A 16,581-nucleotide genomic window follows, 5' to 3' on the forward strand; every position below is an offset into this window, starting at 1 on the left:
TTGTAGGTTGGATAAGCGAAGCGTCATCCAACAGATAAAGCTAGATGTCCGTCCGATTACCCACACTTTTATCTTTCAAGAATACAAACATTAAACCCAGCCAGATAACTCCGCCCAGCAAATTCAGCAGGCTAAACCAGCCATTACCACCAAGCAGATAAGCATGTTTACTGACTTCAATGCCGATGGTGAAAATAAGCATCTGTAACATTCCCATCGCCGCTGAAACAGTGCCTTTGCTCATATCGCTCGCAAACAATGTCAGCCGCACCAGGCCTGCGTTAGCAAGGCCAATACCAAATGCGTAGATACTCAACCCGGCCGTCATCCACAAATAAGCATGTGAAGAAGCCACGGTCGCCACGGCGGCAACAACCAGTCCAGGTACAATCCACCAGCCGCCAAGAATAATCAGCGAGCGTACACTACGACGAGACGTTAAACGTGCCAGTACCAGGTTACCCATAATCAGCGCACCAAAAATGGGGACCTGCAGCAATCCATATTCATAGGTTGAAAGCTTTTCACCACTAATGATGATAATCGGCGATTGCGCAATCCATGTCAGAATCGGCAAGCTAACAAAACCAATGGCCAGCGATCCGGCAACAAAGCGAACGTTCTTAAGCACCAGCTTGTAGTCATGACCTAAATCGCGCAGTGAGAGCTTTTCGCCTAAACGCGTTGCAGTTTCCGGCATCGCACGATGCAGACCGAAGAATGAGAAAGCTGCCAGTGCCGCGAACAACACAAACATCGTTTCCCACGGCGCGTAGTGAATCCATGCAGCCCCAACCAACGGGCCGAGCAATGGTGCAATCAGCGCAACGTTCGCCATCAACGCGGTGATTTTGATACACACCGCCTCTTCGAAAGACTCCTGAATTGCCGCGTAACCGACCGCGCCAATAAAGCACAGGCTAACGCCCTGCAAGAAACGCAGGATAGTGAACTGCTCAATGTTTTGTGCCAGAAGTGTTGCGAGACAAGTCACGATAAACCACACCACGCCGGTCAACATCACCGGACGGCGGCCAATACGATCCGACAATGGCCCCAACAGCCACTGCAAGAACATACCTCCCGCCAGATACGCGGTCATGGAGGTCGGTACCCATTCGATTCCCGCGTTGTATTGTTCGACAACCGCCAGCATGCCTGGCTGGATCATGTCGTTGCCGATATACGTAGAAAATTCATAGAGCACCAGGCACAGCGGGAATAGCAGTGCCTGGCGACCCAGTCGTTTATTATTTTGCATGAGTAACTCAAGAGAGAAGAAAAACGCAGGAAGTGTAATAAATTGCCTTCGCGGTAGATAGTGAATTGTTATTTAAGCAGAGCAATCGTTCGGTTGTTTAAGGTTTTCTTAAGAAGCTCAAAGTAGGCTGTCGTCCTATGGTCACGATGCAGGGTGTACGGCATCATTTCCAACCGGCTGATAAAGGAACCAAAGTAGATATGATCGAACAACTCAATCAGGCACTTTTTTTGTTGATTAATGCCACACCTGATTCTCCTGCATGGTTGATTACATTTGCCATTTTTATTGCTAAAGATTTAATTAATATTGTGCCGTTGTTGATTGCCATTCTGTGGCTGTGGGGGCAACGCCGCCAGATGAGCGCCCAGCGCGCGGTGGTGATTAAGACTGCGCTGGCGATCCTCATCAGCGTTTCGCTGTCGTGGATTATTGGCCATAGCTTTCCGCATGACCGCCCGTTCGTGACAGGGTTCGGCTATAACTTCCTGCACCACGCGCCGGATGACTCATTCCCAAGTGACCACGGCACGGTGATTTTCACCTTCGCACTGGCGTTTTTGTTCTGGCACCGCGTGTGGTCGGGTGTGGTGTTATTTGTAATTGGTTGTGCGATTGCCTGGTCACGTGTTTATCTCGGTGTGCACTGGCCGCTGGATATGCTCGGCGGTTTGCTGGTGGGTCTGTGTTCTTGTTTACTGGCGCAAATGGCATGGAACTGGTTCGGGGTGCAACTTCACGCCCGCTTGCATCAGGCTTATCGATTCTGTTTTGCCCTGCCTATCCGCAAAGGCTGGGTGCGTGACTAACTGTTTTTGCAAAGGTAAGATGCGTTAATCGAAACCCGGCGATGCCGGGTTTTTCATATTCAGAGGGCATCATGGAAACCCGGCGCGACGAACGCATCAACCGCCTGATTCAGGCGCTTAAACGCAGCGACAAAATTCATCTTAAAGAGGCTTCCGCGCTACTCGGTGTCTCTGAAATGACCATTCGCCGCGATCTCAACAGTGAACCCGGTCCCGTGGTGTTATTGGGCGGCTATGTGGTGCTCGAACCGCGTAGCGTCACCGCCAACCATTATTTGTTAAGCGATCAGAAAACCCGCCGTATTGACGAGAAACGCCATGCTGCGCGCCTTGCTGCAGCAATGGTTCGCCCACATCAGACGGTATTTTTTGATTGCGGCACCACCACGCCTTACATCATTGAAGCACTGGACGATGAACTGCAATTTACCGGGGTGTGTTACTCATTAAACACCTTTCTGGCGCTACAGGATAAACCCGGCTGCCGGGTGATTTTGAGCGGGGGCGAGTTTCATGCCAGCAATGCGATTTTCAAGCCTATTAACTTCCAGGAGTGTCTGAACAATTTCTGCCCGGATATCGCCTTCTTCTCAGCAGCAGGCATTCATACTCGCCACGGAGCTACCTGTTTTAATCTCGACGAGCTGCCGGTAAAACACTGGGCATTAGCGATGGCGCAGCAGCGTGTGCTGGTCGTGGACGACAGTAAGTTTGGCAAAGTACGTGCAGCCTGTATGGGGCCGCTTGCTGCTTTTGATTTGATTATCAGTAATCAACAACCCGATGCGGCATTTATTGAATTTGCCGCGTCGGAGAGTATTCAGCTCGAGTGGTAATAAATAAGCTCTGCCCAAAATACTTCGAGCCGCAAATGCGGCTCGAAGTATGAAGAAGGGATTAAGAGAACCAGGAGCCGAACCATGAATGGAATTTCATCAACACAAAGTCCCACATCCGGCTAAAGAAACCACCCTCTTCCACTGCTTCCATTACCATCAATGGGCGCTGTTCGATTGATTTACCATTAAGCTGGAAATCGATGGTGCCAACCACCTGGCCTTTCTTCAACGGCGCGGTCAGCTGCGGTTCGGTCAGCGTGAAGCTTGCTTTCAGGTTCTTCAACTGGCCACGAGGAATCGTGACAGAGCCACCTTCACCGGCCCCCAGATTCACTTCGCTTTTATCCCCAAACCATACGCGTTGCGTGACAAAAGTGGCATCCGGTTTAATCGGTGTAACGGTTTCAAAGAAGCGGAAACCCCACGTCAGCAATTTCTCACTTTCATTGAAGCGAATACGATCGGTTTTAGTGCCCAGCACCACGGAGATCAAACGCATGTCACCCGAAGTCGCGGAAGCGACGAGGTTATAACCCGCTCCGGTAGTGGTGCCGGTTTTCATGCCATCAACGTTAAGGTTTGAGCTCCACAGCAAGCGGTTACGGTTCGGCTGTTTGATGTTATTAAAGGTGAACTCTTTCTCTTTGTGGATGGCGTACTCTTCTGGCACATCATGAATCAACGCCTGGCCGAGCAGCGCCATATCGCGTGCGGTACTGAATTGCCCTGGTGCATCCAGGCCATGTACGGTTTTAAAGGTGGTGTTGGTCAGATTCAGTTTTTGCGCATAGTTGTTCATCAGGCTGACGAACGAATCCTGGCTGCCTGCCACATAATCAGCAATTGCAATGCTGGCATCGTTACCTGACTGAATGATGACACCTTTATTCAAATCTTCGACCGAGACTTTATCGCCCGGTTTCAGGAACATCAGCGACGAGCCACGCAGAGCCGGATTGCCGGTGGCCCAGGCATCTTTGCCGATGGTGACCATATCCGTCAGCTTGATTTTATCCGCCTTGAGCGCCTGCCCAACCACATAACTGGTCATCAGTTTAGTCAGGCTTGCCGGATCCAGTTGTAGATCGGCATTGCCTTCAGCCAGAACTTTGCCACTGGCATAATCCATTAAGATCCACGCTTTAGCATCTACTTGCGGTGCATCAGCAGTCTGTTCTGCACTAACCGCAGGCGCGGCTACCAACAGCAGGGTTGTTCCCGCCAGTAATGCTCGAAGCGAAGCAGGGATTTGCAAAGTTTTCATAACACCACCCAGTATCCATTCTATAAAAGTCACGACGCACGCCGTTACTTAATCATCAAGTTGCCAGTAAGCTAACGTGTGAATCCGCTTAAAGAAACAAAGCATTGGTAAAGTTTTTTAAGTTTATTCGATAACTGCGTGACTTGCCGCCACGTTGTCGAGTTTTTTAGCTGCTGTTGAGCTTACGTGCTGTTTTCTTCACCAGCGCACGGCATACTGAAGTGCAAACTAACAATGAGGAAACAAAATGATCACAGTTTGGGGCAGAGACAATTCGACTAATGTGAAGAAAGTGCTGTGGTGCCTGGAAGAGTTAGGCGTGGAGTATCACTCAATTCCGGCAGGTGGGAAATTTGGTAAAACGCATGATGCTGAATATCTGGCGATGAACCCTAATGCGTTGGTGCCCTGCATTCATGATGATGCAACCAATCTGACATTATGGGAATCCAATACCATCGTGCGTTATCTGGCTGCGCAATATGGTAAAGAGTCGTTGTGGGTTGCTGAACCCGCCGCCCGAGCACGCGGCGAAAAGTGGATGGACTGGGCAGGAACCGCCCTCGCAGGCCCACATCGGGGCGTGTTTTTCAGCCTGGTACGAACAGCGCCTGAATTACGCGATGAAAAATTGATAGCCGATAGCATCGCGCAGTGCAACACGCTGTTTGCCATGGTTGATGCCGAACTGGCGAAACAGCCGTGGCTAGGTGGTGATGAGTTCGGTGCCGGCGATATTGCGCTTGGTCCGAGCACTTACAACCTGCTTAATCTCGACATCCAATGGAATGATTTTCCCAATCTGCAACGCTGGTATCAGCAACTGACCCAGCGCCCGGCATTCAAGAAAGTCGTGATGATTCCTTTGAGCTAAAAACGCTAATCGGATGAGACTGCTGATATTGCTTTTTCGTAGGTCGGATTAGCGTAGCGACATCCGACTACCCTGTGTCAATGGTGGATGACGCTATCGCTTATCCACCCTACAAAACCTGTTTATCAAGGGCTAATTTTTAGTAATTGCCCGTCAGATTCGTCGGTCAGGACATAAAGATAACCGTCCGGGCCGACGCGCACATCACGTATACGCGCCCCGTGGTCGTCCAGCAACCGCTTCTGTTCCGTGACCTTATCGCCAGCAAGCGTCAGCTCAATCAGGTTTTTCTCTTTCAACGCACCAATAAAGAGTTTTCCCTTCCACTGTGGGAATTTGTCAGCGTTGTAAAACGCCATACCGCTCACCGCCGGGGAAACTTTCCAGTAATAAACCGGCTGTTCAGTGCCTGCCACAATTTCGCCTTTGGCTTCAGGAATCGGTAAACCACTATAATTAATGCCCCAGGTTGCCAGCGGCCAACCGTAGTTTTTACCGGGCTGAGATACGTTGATTTCATCGCCACCACGTGGGCCGTGTTCATTGAGCCACAGCTCACCATTGGCAGGGTTAAACGCCAGCCCTTGTGGGTTGCGGTGCCCGTAAGACCATATTTCGCCACGAACTCCCTGCTTACCTGCAAATGGATTGTCCTGTGGCACCTCACCGTCTTGCGTCAGGCGTACTAATTTGCCCTGAAGTTTATCCAGATCCTGAGCGGTAGAGCGCTGGTTATTCTCACCGAGCGCGATAAACAGATAGCCTTTGCCATCAAATGCCATGCGCCCGCCAAAATGGTTGCCGGTTGAGAGTTTTGGAGTCTGGCGGAAGACCACTTTGAAATTCTCCAGCCGCTGCATATTGCTGCTCAACGTGCCATAACCCACGGCAGTACCCGCTTTGTCATCACTATTGCCTTCCGCAAAACTCAGCCAGATACGGCGACTGTTTTCAAAGTCCGGTGCCAGAACCACATCCAGCAACCCACCTTGCCCATGCGCCCAGACCTTCGGCACACCAAAAATCGGGTCACTGAGCCCTTCACCCGGCTGCCAACGGCGCAATTGCCCATCACGCAGTGTGATAAGCATCCCCTTGTTGTCAGGCAAAAAAGCTAAAGACCATGGGTGGTCGAGCTTGCTTTGCAGCACCTCAACTTTGACCTCCGCAGCCCAACTGAAGCTTGCTGAAAATAATAATGTTGCGGCGATGAATGAGCGTAATGGCGACCGTGGCATAACCTTCTCCTTATCGGTATACCCGATAAGGTTAGTCTTCCAGGATTGGTAGGATGGCAATTTTACAAAAACTTAAATTGGGGGAGTCTCCTCCCCCATATATCACGACTCTACGGCCAGTTGGTGGCCCATAATATCTTTCAGGCTGGCAGAAAGTTCAGACAGACAGCTTTCCAGTTTTTCGGCATCGATGGCGATATATTGTGGGCAATCATGGCGCCCGGTCATCAGGCAAACTCCGGCAGAACACACCGCACTCATACCCTGATTAATACTTTCCATTTCTTGCGCTGCAAGGTGGAATTTGAGGCGTAAAGCCTTCTCACGATACTCAGAAGACAAGTCGAACAAGTTATCGCGCAGATGCTCAGTTTCAATCACAGACATATAGCCTTTGGCTTTTCTCAAAGAGAGATAAGCGGCGATGTCTATTTTGGCGATAATCATCTTTTTCAAGAGATCTCGTTTGAGTGGCTCCCCAGTCATGCATTTATCCTCCATGTGGTTTGAATCGATAACACACACTTATAGTATGGATAAATTTTAAGCTGACCGGTCTTTTTTGCCGTGTTTTTTGATCCCCGGCAATAACCTTTACAATGGCTAACAATCGCGGTGAAACAAAGGATTACGCAGCGGGATTGACACTACAGGTCGCAGCCTGGCGTTGTTCCTCAAGCATTTGTCGTAACACACTGTGCCCAAGGTTATTTTGCCAGGTGAAACTGTTTTGCAGCACCACAACAGCAAAATGATTCACGCGATCAATACCTATATAGCTGGAGTACCCACCAATATATCCCACCTGATAAGTGATGGATTGCTCGCCATAAGTATCTGTCACCCAGGCAATATTGGCGGCTTCTTTATCCCGTGGATAATAGATCTGCATCGTATCGTGAATCGCTTTATCAAGCGTAGCATCGCCAGTGCTGGCAAGATGCGCGGCGGCAAAAGTCAGTAAATCGGCAGTGTCAGTATACAAACCACCCGCGCCAAGCATATTGCCGGTGAACTGCCAGTCAGGCACCACTTGCCCGCGTGGGATAAATTTCGGCTGGCTGCCCGCATGGCCAATAGCCCGTAGCGGATAGCTTTTCAGTTTTTGCGGGGTAAAACTGCTGTTATGCATCCCGAGAGGATCAAAGATGGCAGATTGCACCAGTTGGTCAGCTCGCTGCCCGGTCTGGTAGCGCAAAACATAATCGAGCACGGCATAACCCAGGTTTGAGTAACGCGGTTCGGCATTGCCCGGTTTGCTAAATCCAGCCAGGTCTGCGACAACATCATCACTATCGAGATGTGAGTAGAAATTCTCACCGTTGCCAAGATAACGAATAAAAGCAGTCAGCATTGGCAAGTCCATGTTTTGCCGTGGCAAACCAGAGGTATGCGTCACCAGTTGAAGCAGCGTAATTTTTTTCGCATCACGGCTTAACGCCACCGATGGTGGCAGCAACGTTTCAAGCGTATCTGACCAGTGCAAGCGCCCTTGCGCCACTAACACCGCAGTCGCCTCTGCAGTCATCCCTTTACTTAACGAACCCACGGCAAACAAAGTATGTTCGTTGACAGGTTTATTGTGCCCGGCATCGGTGACGCCAAAATGCCAGTAATGGCGCTGATTACTGGCATCAATCACCCCCACCACCATGCCGGGTGATTGCTCTTCAACCATGGCAGGCAACCATTGGTTGATATCACGCGTTGCGGGCTCACCGCAGGCTCGCTGGGCTTTTTGCGGCACTTCAGCCTCAGGAGCAACGTTCGACAGCGTTCCACATCCCGCCAACATAAAACCGAGCAGCAGCGTACTCAGGCGACGGGGCGAATTCATCAATTAGTTTGCCGCCACACAAGGTTTTGCATCAAGACCAACGAGCATCGTGCGTTTTTCACCGACTTTTTTCAGGCCGAAATTACTGCTGTGGTAGCGATAAAATGCCTGCCCACCGCTCATACTTTGATAGGAGTAACGATCGCCGTTATACCAGGCGTAGTCGCCATCTATCGCGATTTTTTCACCGCCACAAACAAACTTTTGCGCCGTCGCAGGTGGTGTATTGAGAGGGGTTGGGATCACATTACAGGCAGAAAGCAATGCAACCGCAGCCAGCAGTCCGGTAAGGGCTAAAATCTTGCGCATTAAATATTATCTCTATTAGTAGGGCGGATGTTTAAGGCGAGCGGGAAGATAATAGAACCAGCGCCTCAGGTAAGCAAAAACTAAGGCACTTCAATGATTCTGAAATTTCATCTTGTGTGCCGGGAAAAACAACCAGTAGAGCCACGCCCAAAACCCGTGTAGAATCGGCCGGTTTTTATTTTCTGTTTACTTTGTGAGCGTACAACCCATGCAACAACCCCGTATTGGCTTTGTCTCCCTCGGCTGCCCAAAAAACCTCGTCGATTCTGAACGAATTCTGACTGAGCTGCGCACCGAAGGTTACGATGTAGTGCCTAGCTATGATGATGCCGATATGGTTATCGTTAACACCTGTGGCTTTATCGACAGTGCCGTACAAGAGTCGCTTGAAGCGATCGGTGAAGCGCTGAACGAAAATGGCAAAGTGATTGTGACCGGCTGTTTAGGGGCCAAAGAAGATCAAATCCGCGAAGTGCACCCTAAAGTTCTGGAAATCACCGGCCCGCATAGCTACGAGCAAGTTTTGCAGCACGTTCACCACTATGTGCCGAAACCAAAACACAACCCGTTCCTGAGCCTGGTGCCGGAACAAGGCGTGAAGCTGACTCCGCGTCACTACGCTTACCTGAAAATTTCCGAAGGCTGTAACCACCGTTGCACCTTCTGCATCATCCCTTCTATGCGTGGCGATCTGGACAGCCGTCCGATTGGCGATGTGCTATCAGAAGCGAAACGTCTGGTTGATGCGGGCGTGAAAGAGCTGCTGGTGATTTCTCAGGATACCTCAGCTTACGGCGTGGACGTTAAGCATCGTACCGGTTTCTACAACGGTGAGCCGGTGAAAACCAGCATGGTTAGCCTGTGTGAACAACTGGCTAAACTCGGCGTCTGGACGCGTCTGCACTACGTTTACCCATATCCGCACGTTGATGATGTGATTCCATTAATGGCGGAAGGTAAAATCCTGCCGTATCTGGATATCCCTCTGCAACACGCCAGCCCGCGTATCCTGAAACTGATGAAGCGCCCTGGTAGCGTTGATCGCCAGTTGCAGCGCATTAAGCAATGGCGTGAGATTTGCCCGGATCTGACTTTGCGTTCTACCTTCATCGTTGGCTTCCCTGGCGAAACAGAAGAAGATTTCCAGATGCTGCTCGACTTCCTGAAAGAAGCGCGTCTGGATCGTGTTGGCTGCTTCAAGTTCAGCCCGGTTGAAGGTGCGACCGCCAACGAACTGGCTGATCCTGTGCCAGAAGAAGTAAAAGAAGAGCGCTGGAACCGTTTCATGCAGCTGCAACAGCAGATCTCTGCTGAGCGCCTGCAAGAAAAAGTGGGTCGCGAAATTCTGGTTATCGTTGATGAAGTTGACGAAGAAGGCGCAATTGGTCGTAGTATGGCTGATGCTCCGGAAATCGACGGCGCGGTTTATCTGAATGGCGAAACCAAATTGAAACCAGGTGATGTGGTGCGCGTGAAGGTTGAAAACGCGGACGAATATGACCTGTGGGGTTCAGTGGTTTAATTTCTGAATGTCGGATGGCGCTAAGCTTATCCGACCTACGAAATAGAGTTGTAGGGCGGATGAGCGTACGCATCATCCGCCTTTTTTCTTTGAAATTACCCTTTTATCTTCGGATCAAGCGCATCGCGCAGCCCATCTCCCAGCAAATTAAACGCCAGCACCGTCAGGAAAATTGCCAGACTCGGGAAAATCGCGACGTGCGGTGCAATCACCATATCGGCGCGCGCTTCGTTCAACATTGCCCCCCACTCCGGCGTTGGCGGCTGTGCACCTAAACCCAAAAATGACAGGCTCGCGGCGGAGATAATTGAGGTGCCGATACGCATGGTGAAATAGACCACAATCGACGAAACCGTCCCCGGCAGAATATGACGGAAAATAATGGTCGCATCCGAGGCACCGATACTGCGAGCCGATTCGATAAAGGTTTGATGTTTAAGCACCAGCGTATTGCCTCGCACCAAGCGAGCAAAAGCCGGGATGCTAAAAATGGCGACGGCGATGATCACATTCGACATCCCGCTGCCCATCACCGCTACCACAGCAATCGCCAGCAAAATCCCCGGAAAGGCAAACAGCACATCGCAGATGCGCATGATCACCCTGTCCCACCAGCCTTCGTAATATCCCGCCAGTAAACCGAAGAAAGTACCAATCAACGCGCCGATTAATACAGAAAATACACCCGCTGCTAGCGAAATTTGCGCACCTACCAATACGCGGCTGAAAATATCTCGCCCTAACGAATCCACGCCAAACCAATGCATCACCGACGGGCCATCGTTGAGCCGGTCATAATCAAAATAGTTTTCCGCATCGAATGGGGAAATCCACGGCGCAATCAGAGCAATAACAATCAAGAACAGTACGAACATCCCAGCAAACATTGCCACAGGTTGCTTACGCAAGCGGCGCAGAAATTCGTGCCAGGGCGTGCGCACCTGGTTTGGCCGAACTACCGGCATCGTATTCAGTACCGCCTGGCGTCGCCAGTTAAAGAGTCGCATCCTTACTTATACCTGATAGCTGGGTTAATGGCGGCGTAGAGCAGATCCACCACTAAATTGATAACAATAAATTCCAGCGAGAACAGCAATACTTCCGCCTGAATCACCGGGTAATCACGCATCTCAACCGAATCCACCAGCAGGCGCCCAAGGCCCGGCCAGTTAAATACCTTTTCGACCACAATTGAGCCGCCAAGCAGAAAGCCGAACTGTAGGCCCATCATGGTGACAACCGGGATCATTGCATTACGCAGCCCGTGTTTGATAACGACCAGCGTTTCACTCACGCCTTTAGCGCGTGCGGTACGCATGTAATCTTCTTGCAGCACATCCACGAACGAGGCTCGCGTAAAGCGCGCCATCACCGCCGCCACCGCTGCGCCAAGCGTCACCGAAGGCAGAATGTAATGTTGCCAGCTTTCCGCGCCCACCGTCGGCAGCCAGCCCAGTTCGACGGAGAAAACCTGCATCAGCAACATGCCAAGTGCGAATGCCGGGAAAGAGATACCGGAAACGGCAATGGTCATACTTAAACGGTCCGGCCAGCGGTTGCGCCAGACGGCAGCAATAATGCCGGTGAACAGGCCGAAAATAACCGCCCAAACCATACTGGTGATGGTCAGCCAGAAGGTCGGCATAAAGCGGCTGGCGATCTCTTCAGCAACCGGGCGGCGCGAAACCATTGATGTGCCAAAATCACCCTGCAAAATGTTGCCGATATAATGCAAAAACTGCTGCCACAGCGGTAGATCCAGGCCCAGTTGCTTGCGCACCATGTCGATAACGGTGGCATCAGCTTCCGGCCCGGCAATCAAGCGAGCCGGGTCACCTGGCAACATATGGACGAACAGAAACACCAGCACTGCGACGATGAGCAGCGTGGGAATCAGGCCCAGCAGGCGTTTGAGGAAGTAGTTAAACAAATTCACTCCGTTAACGTAGAGCAGGTAAGCGCATGCGCCACCCGCCATATTCCCGGTGGATAGCGCGTACGCTTATCCACCCTACAACGAAAAACCTGCTGCTACTTCAAATCCGCGTCATCAAAACTAAACCCGGTATCCGGCATCACGTAAAAACCGCTGAGGTTTTTGCTATGTGCGGAAACCAGTTTTTCAACTACCAGCGGCACCCACGGAGACTCTTTCCAGATGGTGTCCTGCGCGTCTTTGTACAGCTTCGCTTTATCATCACGATTGGTGGTTTTCAGCGCTTCGACCAGGTCTTTATCCACCTGTGGGTTGCTGTAGAACGCGGTGTTAAACAGCGTTGGCGGCCAGTTGGATGAAGCAAACAGCGGCGACAACGCCCAATCCGCTTCGCCCGTCGACGCCGACCAACCGGTGTAGAACATTCTCACACCGCTCTCTTTTTGCCCTTTGGCTTCCACTTCCGCAGCACGCTGCCCGGCATCCATCGCCGTGACCTTCACTTTAATACCCACCTGCGCCAGTTGCTGCTGAGTGAACTGCAACACTTTCTGCGCGGTGCTGTGGTTGTGCGATGACCACAAGGTGGTTTCGAAACCGTTCGGGTAACCCGCTTCTTTTAGCAGTTCACGCGCTTTTGCCGGATCATACGGCCAGGGTTTGTACTTCTGCGCAAAGTCGATAGACGGCGGCACCACCCCTTCAGCTGGTGTGGCATATCCGGCAAACGCCACTTTCACCAGCGCCTGGCGGTTAATCGCGTAGTTAATCGCTTCACGTACTTTTGGGTTATCAAACGGCTTTTGCGTCACGTTCATGCTGAGATAACGCTGCATGATGGAGGGTGACGCCACCAGTTCCAGCTTGTCGTTTTTCTCAAGCACACCCGCCTGCTCATAAGGGATTGGGAAGGCAAACTGCGCCTCGCCGGTTTGCAGCATGGCCGCACGGGTGTTGTTATCGACCACCGGACGCCAGGTGATGGTATCCAGTTTAGGCAGGCCCTGTTTCCAGTAACCGTCGAATTTCTTCACCTTCACAAAGTCAGTCTGGTTCCAGGTGTCAAACTGATATGGGCCAGTGCCCACCGGATGGAAGCCAATCTCTTTGCCGTATTTTTTCAATGCAGCCGGGGAAATCATCGCCGTTGCCGGGTGGGCCAGAATATTTATAAATGCAGAGAACGGCTGTTTGAGGGTGATTTTTACCGTGTTGGCGTCAACCGCTTCGGTGCTTGCAATCGCTTTATACAGGTTATAGCGCTTGAGATGGTTTTCCGGATTGCTGGCGCGATCAAGGTTCACTTTTACCGCCTCGGCGTTGAAATCCGTACCATCCTGGAATTTAACACCTGGATGCAGTTTGATGGTGTATACCAGCCCATCGTCAGAAACGGTGTAGCTTTCTGCCAGCACATTTTGCAGTTTCATCTCTTTATCAAGGCCAAACAGCCCTTGATAAAACGACTTCGCCACTGCCTGCGAAAGCGTGTCATTGGCATCATATGGGTCAAGCGTAGTGAAATTGGATGCAACGGCAACCACCACATCTTTTGCCGCAAATGCCGGGGCCGCCATGACAGAGGTCGCAAGCCCTGCCGCCAACAGCCACTTTTTACTCTCGAATACGGTCATTGTGTTCTCCTGATTATTATTGTGGCCGGGCAACAAAGTGCCCAGGCCCGACATTCACAAGCGTTGCAACGTGCGGTTCATATCCCAGCTTATGCGTGGTGCTGGGGATGTCATCAGAAAGCAAAACCGGTTTTGGACGACGATGTGCGGGATCGGCGACCGGAACCGCTGCCATTAATTTTCGGGTATAGGGGTGTTGCGGGTTTTCAAACACCGCACGCCGTGGGCCAATTTCAACAATTTGCCCGAGATACATCACCGCCACGCGATGGCAAATACGCTCCACCACCGCCATATCATGAGAAATAAACAAAAAGGCAATGCCAAATTCGCGCTGTAGATCGAGTAATAAGTTGATGATTTGCGCACGAATTGAGACATCCAATGCCGAGACAGACTCATCGGCAATCACTACTTTGGGATTAAGTGCCAGCGCTCGTGCAATGCAAATACGCTGGCGCTGGCCGCCAGAAAATTCGTGCGGATAACGCCAGGCATGTTCAGGCAGCAAACCAACACGCTCCAACAACCAGGCTACACGTTGCTGAGCCTGCTCTTTGGGCATCACGTTATGCACCAGTAACGGTTCCATAATCGAATAGCCCACCGTCAGGCGCGGGTCGAGAGAGGCGTACGGATCCTGGAAGATAAACTGGATGTCTTTGCGTACATGCTGCATGTCTGCATTGGAAAGCGTGTCGATGCGCTGCCCGTTAAAGTGAATGCTGCCACCCTGGGTTTCCACCAGCCGTAATAATGCGCGCCCGGTCGTGGATTTACCGCTGCCCGACTCCCCCACCAGCCCTAACGTTTCGCCAGGCCATAAATCAAAACTCACTTTTTCCACTGCATGAACCCGGCTGGTGACGCGGTTAAAAATGCCGCTGCGAATATCAAAACGCGTCACTAAATCACGGATCTTAAGGATTGGCACAGCCCCTGGCGCAACGGTGTCTTGCTCAGTTTCGGGTTCTTGTTGCTCTGGATTATCTGGATTGATCAGTGGGAACTTACAGGGTAAATCGCGCCCATTCATTGCGCCAAGACGTGGCACCGCAGCCAGTAATGTTTTGGTGTACGGATGCAGCGGCGCATTAAAAATCTGCGCGACAGTTCCCATCTCGACCGCATTACCGCGATACATCACCAGAACGCGGTCGGCGATATCCGCCACCACACCCATATCGTGAGTGATAAAAATCACCCCCATTTGCATTTCATCTTGCAGGACGCGAATAAGCTGGAGAATTTGCGCCTGGATGGTGACGTCCAGCGCCGTAGTCGGTTCATCGGCAATCAGCACCGCCGGGCGACATGAGAGCGCCATGGCAATCATCACTCGCTGGCGCATGCCCCCTGAAAGCTGATGCGGATAGCGCCCTAAAATGGCTTTCGCCTCTGGTATCCGCACACGTTCGAGCATACGGCGCGCTTCTTCCATCGCCGCGTGTTTATCAAGCCCTTGATGCAAACGAATAGATTCGGCAATTTGCTCACCGACCGGGAACACCGGATTTAGTGAGGTCATCGGCTCCTGAAAAATCATTGCAATATCCGCACCGCGCACATGGCGCATTTGCGATGAGCTTAACTCTGCTGGTTCAATGACCAGGCCATTTCGGCGGCGCAACAGGACTTTTTCGCTTTCGACAATACTCGAAGACTTGTCCAGCAAACGCATTAACGCCAATGCAGTGACGGATTTTCCTGAGCCAGACTCCCCGACAATCGCCAGTGTTTCACCGCGCTTTAGCGTAAATGACAGGCCAGACACCGCCTGGGTATCGACTTTTTCCTGGCGAAAGCTAACGTTGAGTGCACTGACAGATAGCACTTCATCATCGGGCAGTTCGTGACTATGGGGCATCAATGCTCCTGGCTGCTATAGATTCCGACGCTCGGAGCATCGCCTACGTAACCGTAGCCGCGATACATCCCTTCGCTGTTAAAAGGCAGTGCCACATTGCCCTCGCTGTCGATGGCAATCACTCCGCCGCTGCCTTCTAGCGCCGGGAGTTTTTCCATCACCACACGTTCTGTCGCCTGATGCAGGCTGAGACCTGCATATTCCATCAGAGCCGCAATATCGTAAGCCGCCAGCGTCTTCATAAATACTTCGCCGGTTCCGGTGCATGAGACCGCAACGTTTGCGTTATTGGCGTAACAACCAGCGCCGATAATCGGAGAATCGCCGAAGCGGCCTGGCATTTTGTTGGTCATGCCACCAGTAGAAGTTGCGGCGGCAAGGTTGCCGTATTGATCGAGTGCGACAGCGCCGACGGTACCAAATTTGGTGTCCGGATTAATTGGCTCGCCGCCATCGTGATCCAGAACGGTTTGCTGATTTGCACGGGCGCGCTGGAGTTGATCCCAGCGCTCCTGAGTAAAGAAAATATCCGGGGAAACCGCTTCAAGACCCTGCTGCTCGGCAAAATTTTCCGCGCCACTTCCAATCAGCAACACATGTGGGCTGTGCTCCAGAACCTTGCGTGCGGCAAGAATCGGGTTGCGGATATGGCTAACACCCGCCACCGCCCCTGCTTCAAGGGTATTGCCGTCCATGATGCAGGCATCGAGCTCATGGGTACCGTCGTGGGTAAACACTGCACCGATGCCGGCGTTAAATAGCGGGCATTCTTCGAGTAACCGCACGGCTTCGGTGACGGCATCCAGCGCACTGCCTCCAGCGGCCAGCAATGCCTGACCCGCCTCAACAATGTCCGATAATGCTTTGATATAAAGCAGCTCTTTTTCGGGGCTAAGTTGCGCACGAGTGATGGCTCCCGCGCCACCGTGAATCGCGATTACTGCTTTGCTCATTTCGACATTGCCTTGTCAGAGTTCGTTGTATTCTCGGAGTCCGTTGCGTTGTCGGATGGCGCTTCGCTTATCCGACCTACGGAAACTACGAAAGCTATAAATATCAGAATAGTGACTGTTAACTAATACGATTTTTGAATATAGAAAGATGTAAATGTAATGTAAAGAAAAATGGCCTGGTCGATTACTCCCAATGGGACATTCAGCCACGGCCGTTTCTCTGCCATAATGTCCGACA

Annotated in this window: 15 protein-coding genes; 4 read left to right on the top strand and 11 right to left on the bottom strand. The window is 51.6% G+C overall.

Going from position 1 to position 16,581, the window contains the following annotated elements; translation table 11 throughout:
* Window positions 1-40: 40 nt before the first annotated feature.
* Entirely contained in the window at window positions 41-1,261 is a 1,221-nt protein-coding gene (locus tag M979_RS10350; protein WP_064554882.1) for an MFS transporter, read from the bottom strand.
* Between the two features lie 200 nt (window positions 1,262-1,461).
* Here M979_RS10350 and ybjG point away from each other — a divergent pair, with 200 nt between their 5' ends.
* Window positions 1,462-2,070: an undecaprenyl-diphosphate phosphatase gene (gene ybjG, locus M979_RS10355; protein ID WP_064554927.1), complete on the top strand. Its 609-nt coding sequence runs from the start codon at window positions 1,462-1,464 to the stop codon at window positions 2,068-2,070.
* 71 nt (window positions 2,071-2,141) lie between these two features.
* Window positions 2,142-2,906 carry a DNA-binding transcriptional repressor DeoR gene (deoR, locus tag M979_RS10360; protein WP_034458585.1) on the top strand — a complete coding sequence of 255 codons (765 nt, stop codon included), beginning with the start codon at window positions 2,142-2,144 and terminating at the stop codon, window positions 2,904-2,906.
* Between the two features lie 61 nt (window positions 2,907-2,967).
* On the opposite strand, the gene dacC is transcribed toward deoR, so the two are convergent.
* The gene (gene dacC / locus M979_RS10365) at window positions 2,968-4,173 is read right to left on the bottom strand and encodes a serine-type D-Ala-D-Ala carboxypeptidase (protein WP_034458587.1); all 1,206 of its coding nucleotides are present in this window, start codon (window positions 4,171-4,173) and stop codon (window positions 2,968-2,970) included.
* A gap of 247 nt (window positions 4,174-4,420) precedes the next feature.
* Here dacC and M979_RS10370 point away from each other — a divergent pair, with 247 nt between their 5' ends.
* The gene (locus tag M979_RS10370) at window positions 4,421-5,047 is read left to right on the top strand and encodes a glutathione S-transferase family protein (protein WP_064554883.1); all 627 of its coding nucleotides are present in this window, start codon (window positions 4,421-4,423) and stop codon (window positions 5,045-5,047) included.
* 125 nt (window positions 5,048-5,172) lie between these two features.
* Here M979_RS10370 and M979_RS10375 read toward each other — a convergent pair whose 3' ends face one another.
* The 4 genes from M979_RS10375 to M979_RS10390 all read right to left on the bottom strand — a co-directional run bounded on the left by M979_RS10375 (window position 5,173) and on the right by M979_RS10390 (window position 8,431).
* The gene (locus M979_RS10375; protein WP_064554884.1) at window positions 5,173-6,285 is read right to left on the bottom strand and encodes a PQQ-dependent sugar dehydrogenase; all 1,113 of its coding nucleotides are present in this window, start codon (window positions 6,283-6,285) and stop codon (window positions 5,173-5,175) included.
* 102 nt (window positions 6,286-6,387) lie between these two features.
* Window positions 6,388-6,771, bottom strand: a complete 384-nt coding sequence (locus M979_RS10380) for a biofilm formation regulator BssR (protein WP_034458593.1) — start codon at window positions 6,769-6,771, stop codon at window positions 6,388-6,390.
* A 142-nt stretch (window positions 6,772-6,913) separates the two neighbouring features.
* Entirely contained in the window at window positions 6,914-8,122 is a 1,209-nt protein-coding gene (locus tag M979_RS10385; protein WP_064554885.1) for a serine hydrolase domain-containing protein, read from the bottom strand.
* Between the two features lie 3 nt (window positions 8,123-8,125).
* Window positions 8,126-8,431, bottom strand: a complete 306-nt coding sequence (locus M979_RS10390; protein ID WP_064554886.1) for a hypothetical protein — start codon at window positions 8,429-8,431, stop codon at window positions 8,126-8,128.
* Window positions 8,432-8,639: 208 nt separating this feature from the next.
* Here M979_RS10390 and rimO point away from each other — a divergent pair, with 208 nt between their 5' ends.
* On the top strand, window positions 8,640-9,953 hold the full coding sequence (rimO, locus tag M979_RS10395) for a 30S ribosomal protein S12 methylthiotransferase RimO (protein WP_034496944.1): 1,314 nt from the start codon (window positions 8,640-8,642) through the stop codon (window positions 9,951-9,953).
* A 95-nt stretch (window positions 9,954-10,048) separates the two neighbouring features.
* On the opposite strand, the gene gsiD is transcribed toward rimO, so the two are convergent.
* From gsiD to M979_RS10420, 5 genes are all read right to left on the bottom strand, one after another.
* Window positions 10,049-10,960: a glutathione ABC transporter permease GsiD gene (gsiD, locus tag M979_RS10400; RefSeq protein WP_064554887.1), complete on the bottom strand. Its 912-nt coding sequence runs from the start codon at window positions 10,958-10,960 to the stop codon at window positions 10,049-10,051.
* A gap of 2 nt (window positions 10,961-10,962) precedes the next feature.
* Window positions 10,963-11,883, bottom strand: coding sequence for a glutathione ABC transporter permease GsiC (gene gsiC / locus M979_RS10405; protein WP_034460062.1), 921 nt, complete (start codon window positions 11,881-11,883; stop codon window positions 10,963-10,965).
* 101 nt (window positions 11,884-11,984) lie between these two features.
* Window positions 11,985-13,523: a glutathione ABC transporter substrate-binding protein GsiB gene (gene gsiB, locus M979_RS10410; RefSeq protein ID WP_064554888.1), complete on the bottom strand. Its 1,539-nt coding sequence runs from the start codon at window positions 13,521-13,523 to the stop codon at window positions 11,985-11,987.
* Window positions 13,524-13,539: 16 nt separating this feature from the next.
* Window positions 13,540-15,390, bottom strand: a complete 1,851-nt coding sequence (gsiA, locus tag M979_RS10415; RefSeq protein ID WP_064554889.1) for a glutathione ABC transporter ATP-binding protein GsiA — start codon at window positions 15,388-15,390, stop codon at window positions 13,540-13,542.
* Window positions 15,390-16,343, bottom strand: a complete 954-nt coding sequence (locus tag M979_RS10420; RefSeq protein WP_064554890.1) for an isoaspartyl peptidase/L-asparaginase — start codon at window positions 16,341-16,343, stop codon at window positions 15,390-15,392. The genes gsiA and M979_RS10420 overlap by 1 nt, the downstream gene beginning before the upstream one ends.
* Between the last annotated feature and the right edge of the window lie 238 nt (window positions 16,344-16,581).

Source organism: Buttiauxella noackiae ATCC 51607 (assembly GCF_001654865.1).
Taxonomy (GTDB): Bacteria; Pseudomonadota; Gammaproteobacteria; order Enterobacterales; family Enterobacteriaceae; genus Buttiauxella; species Buttiauxella noackiae.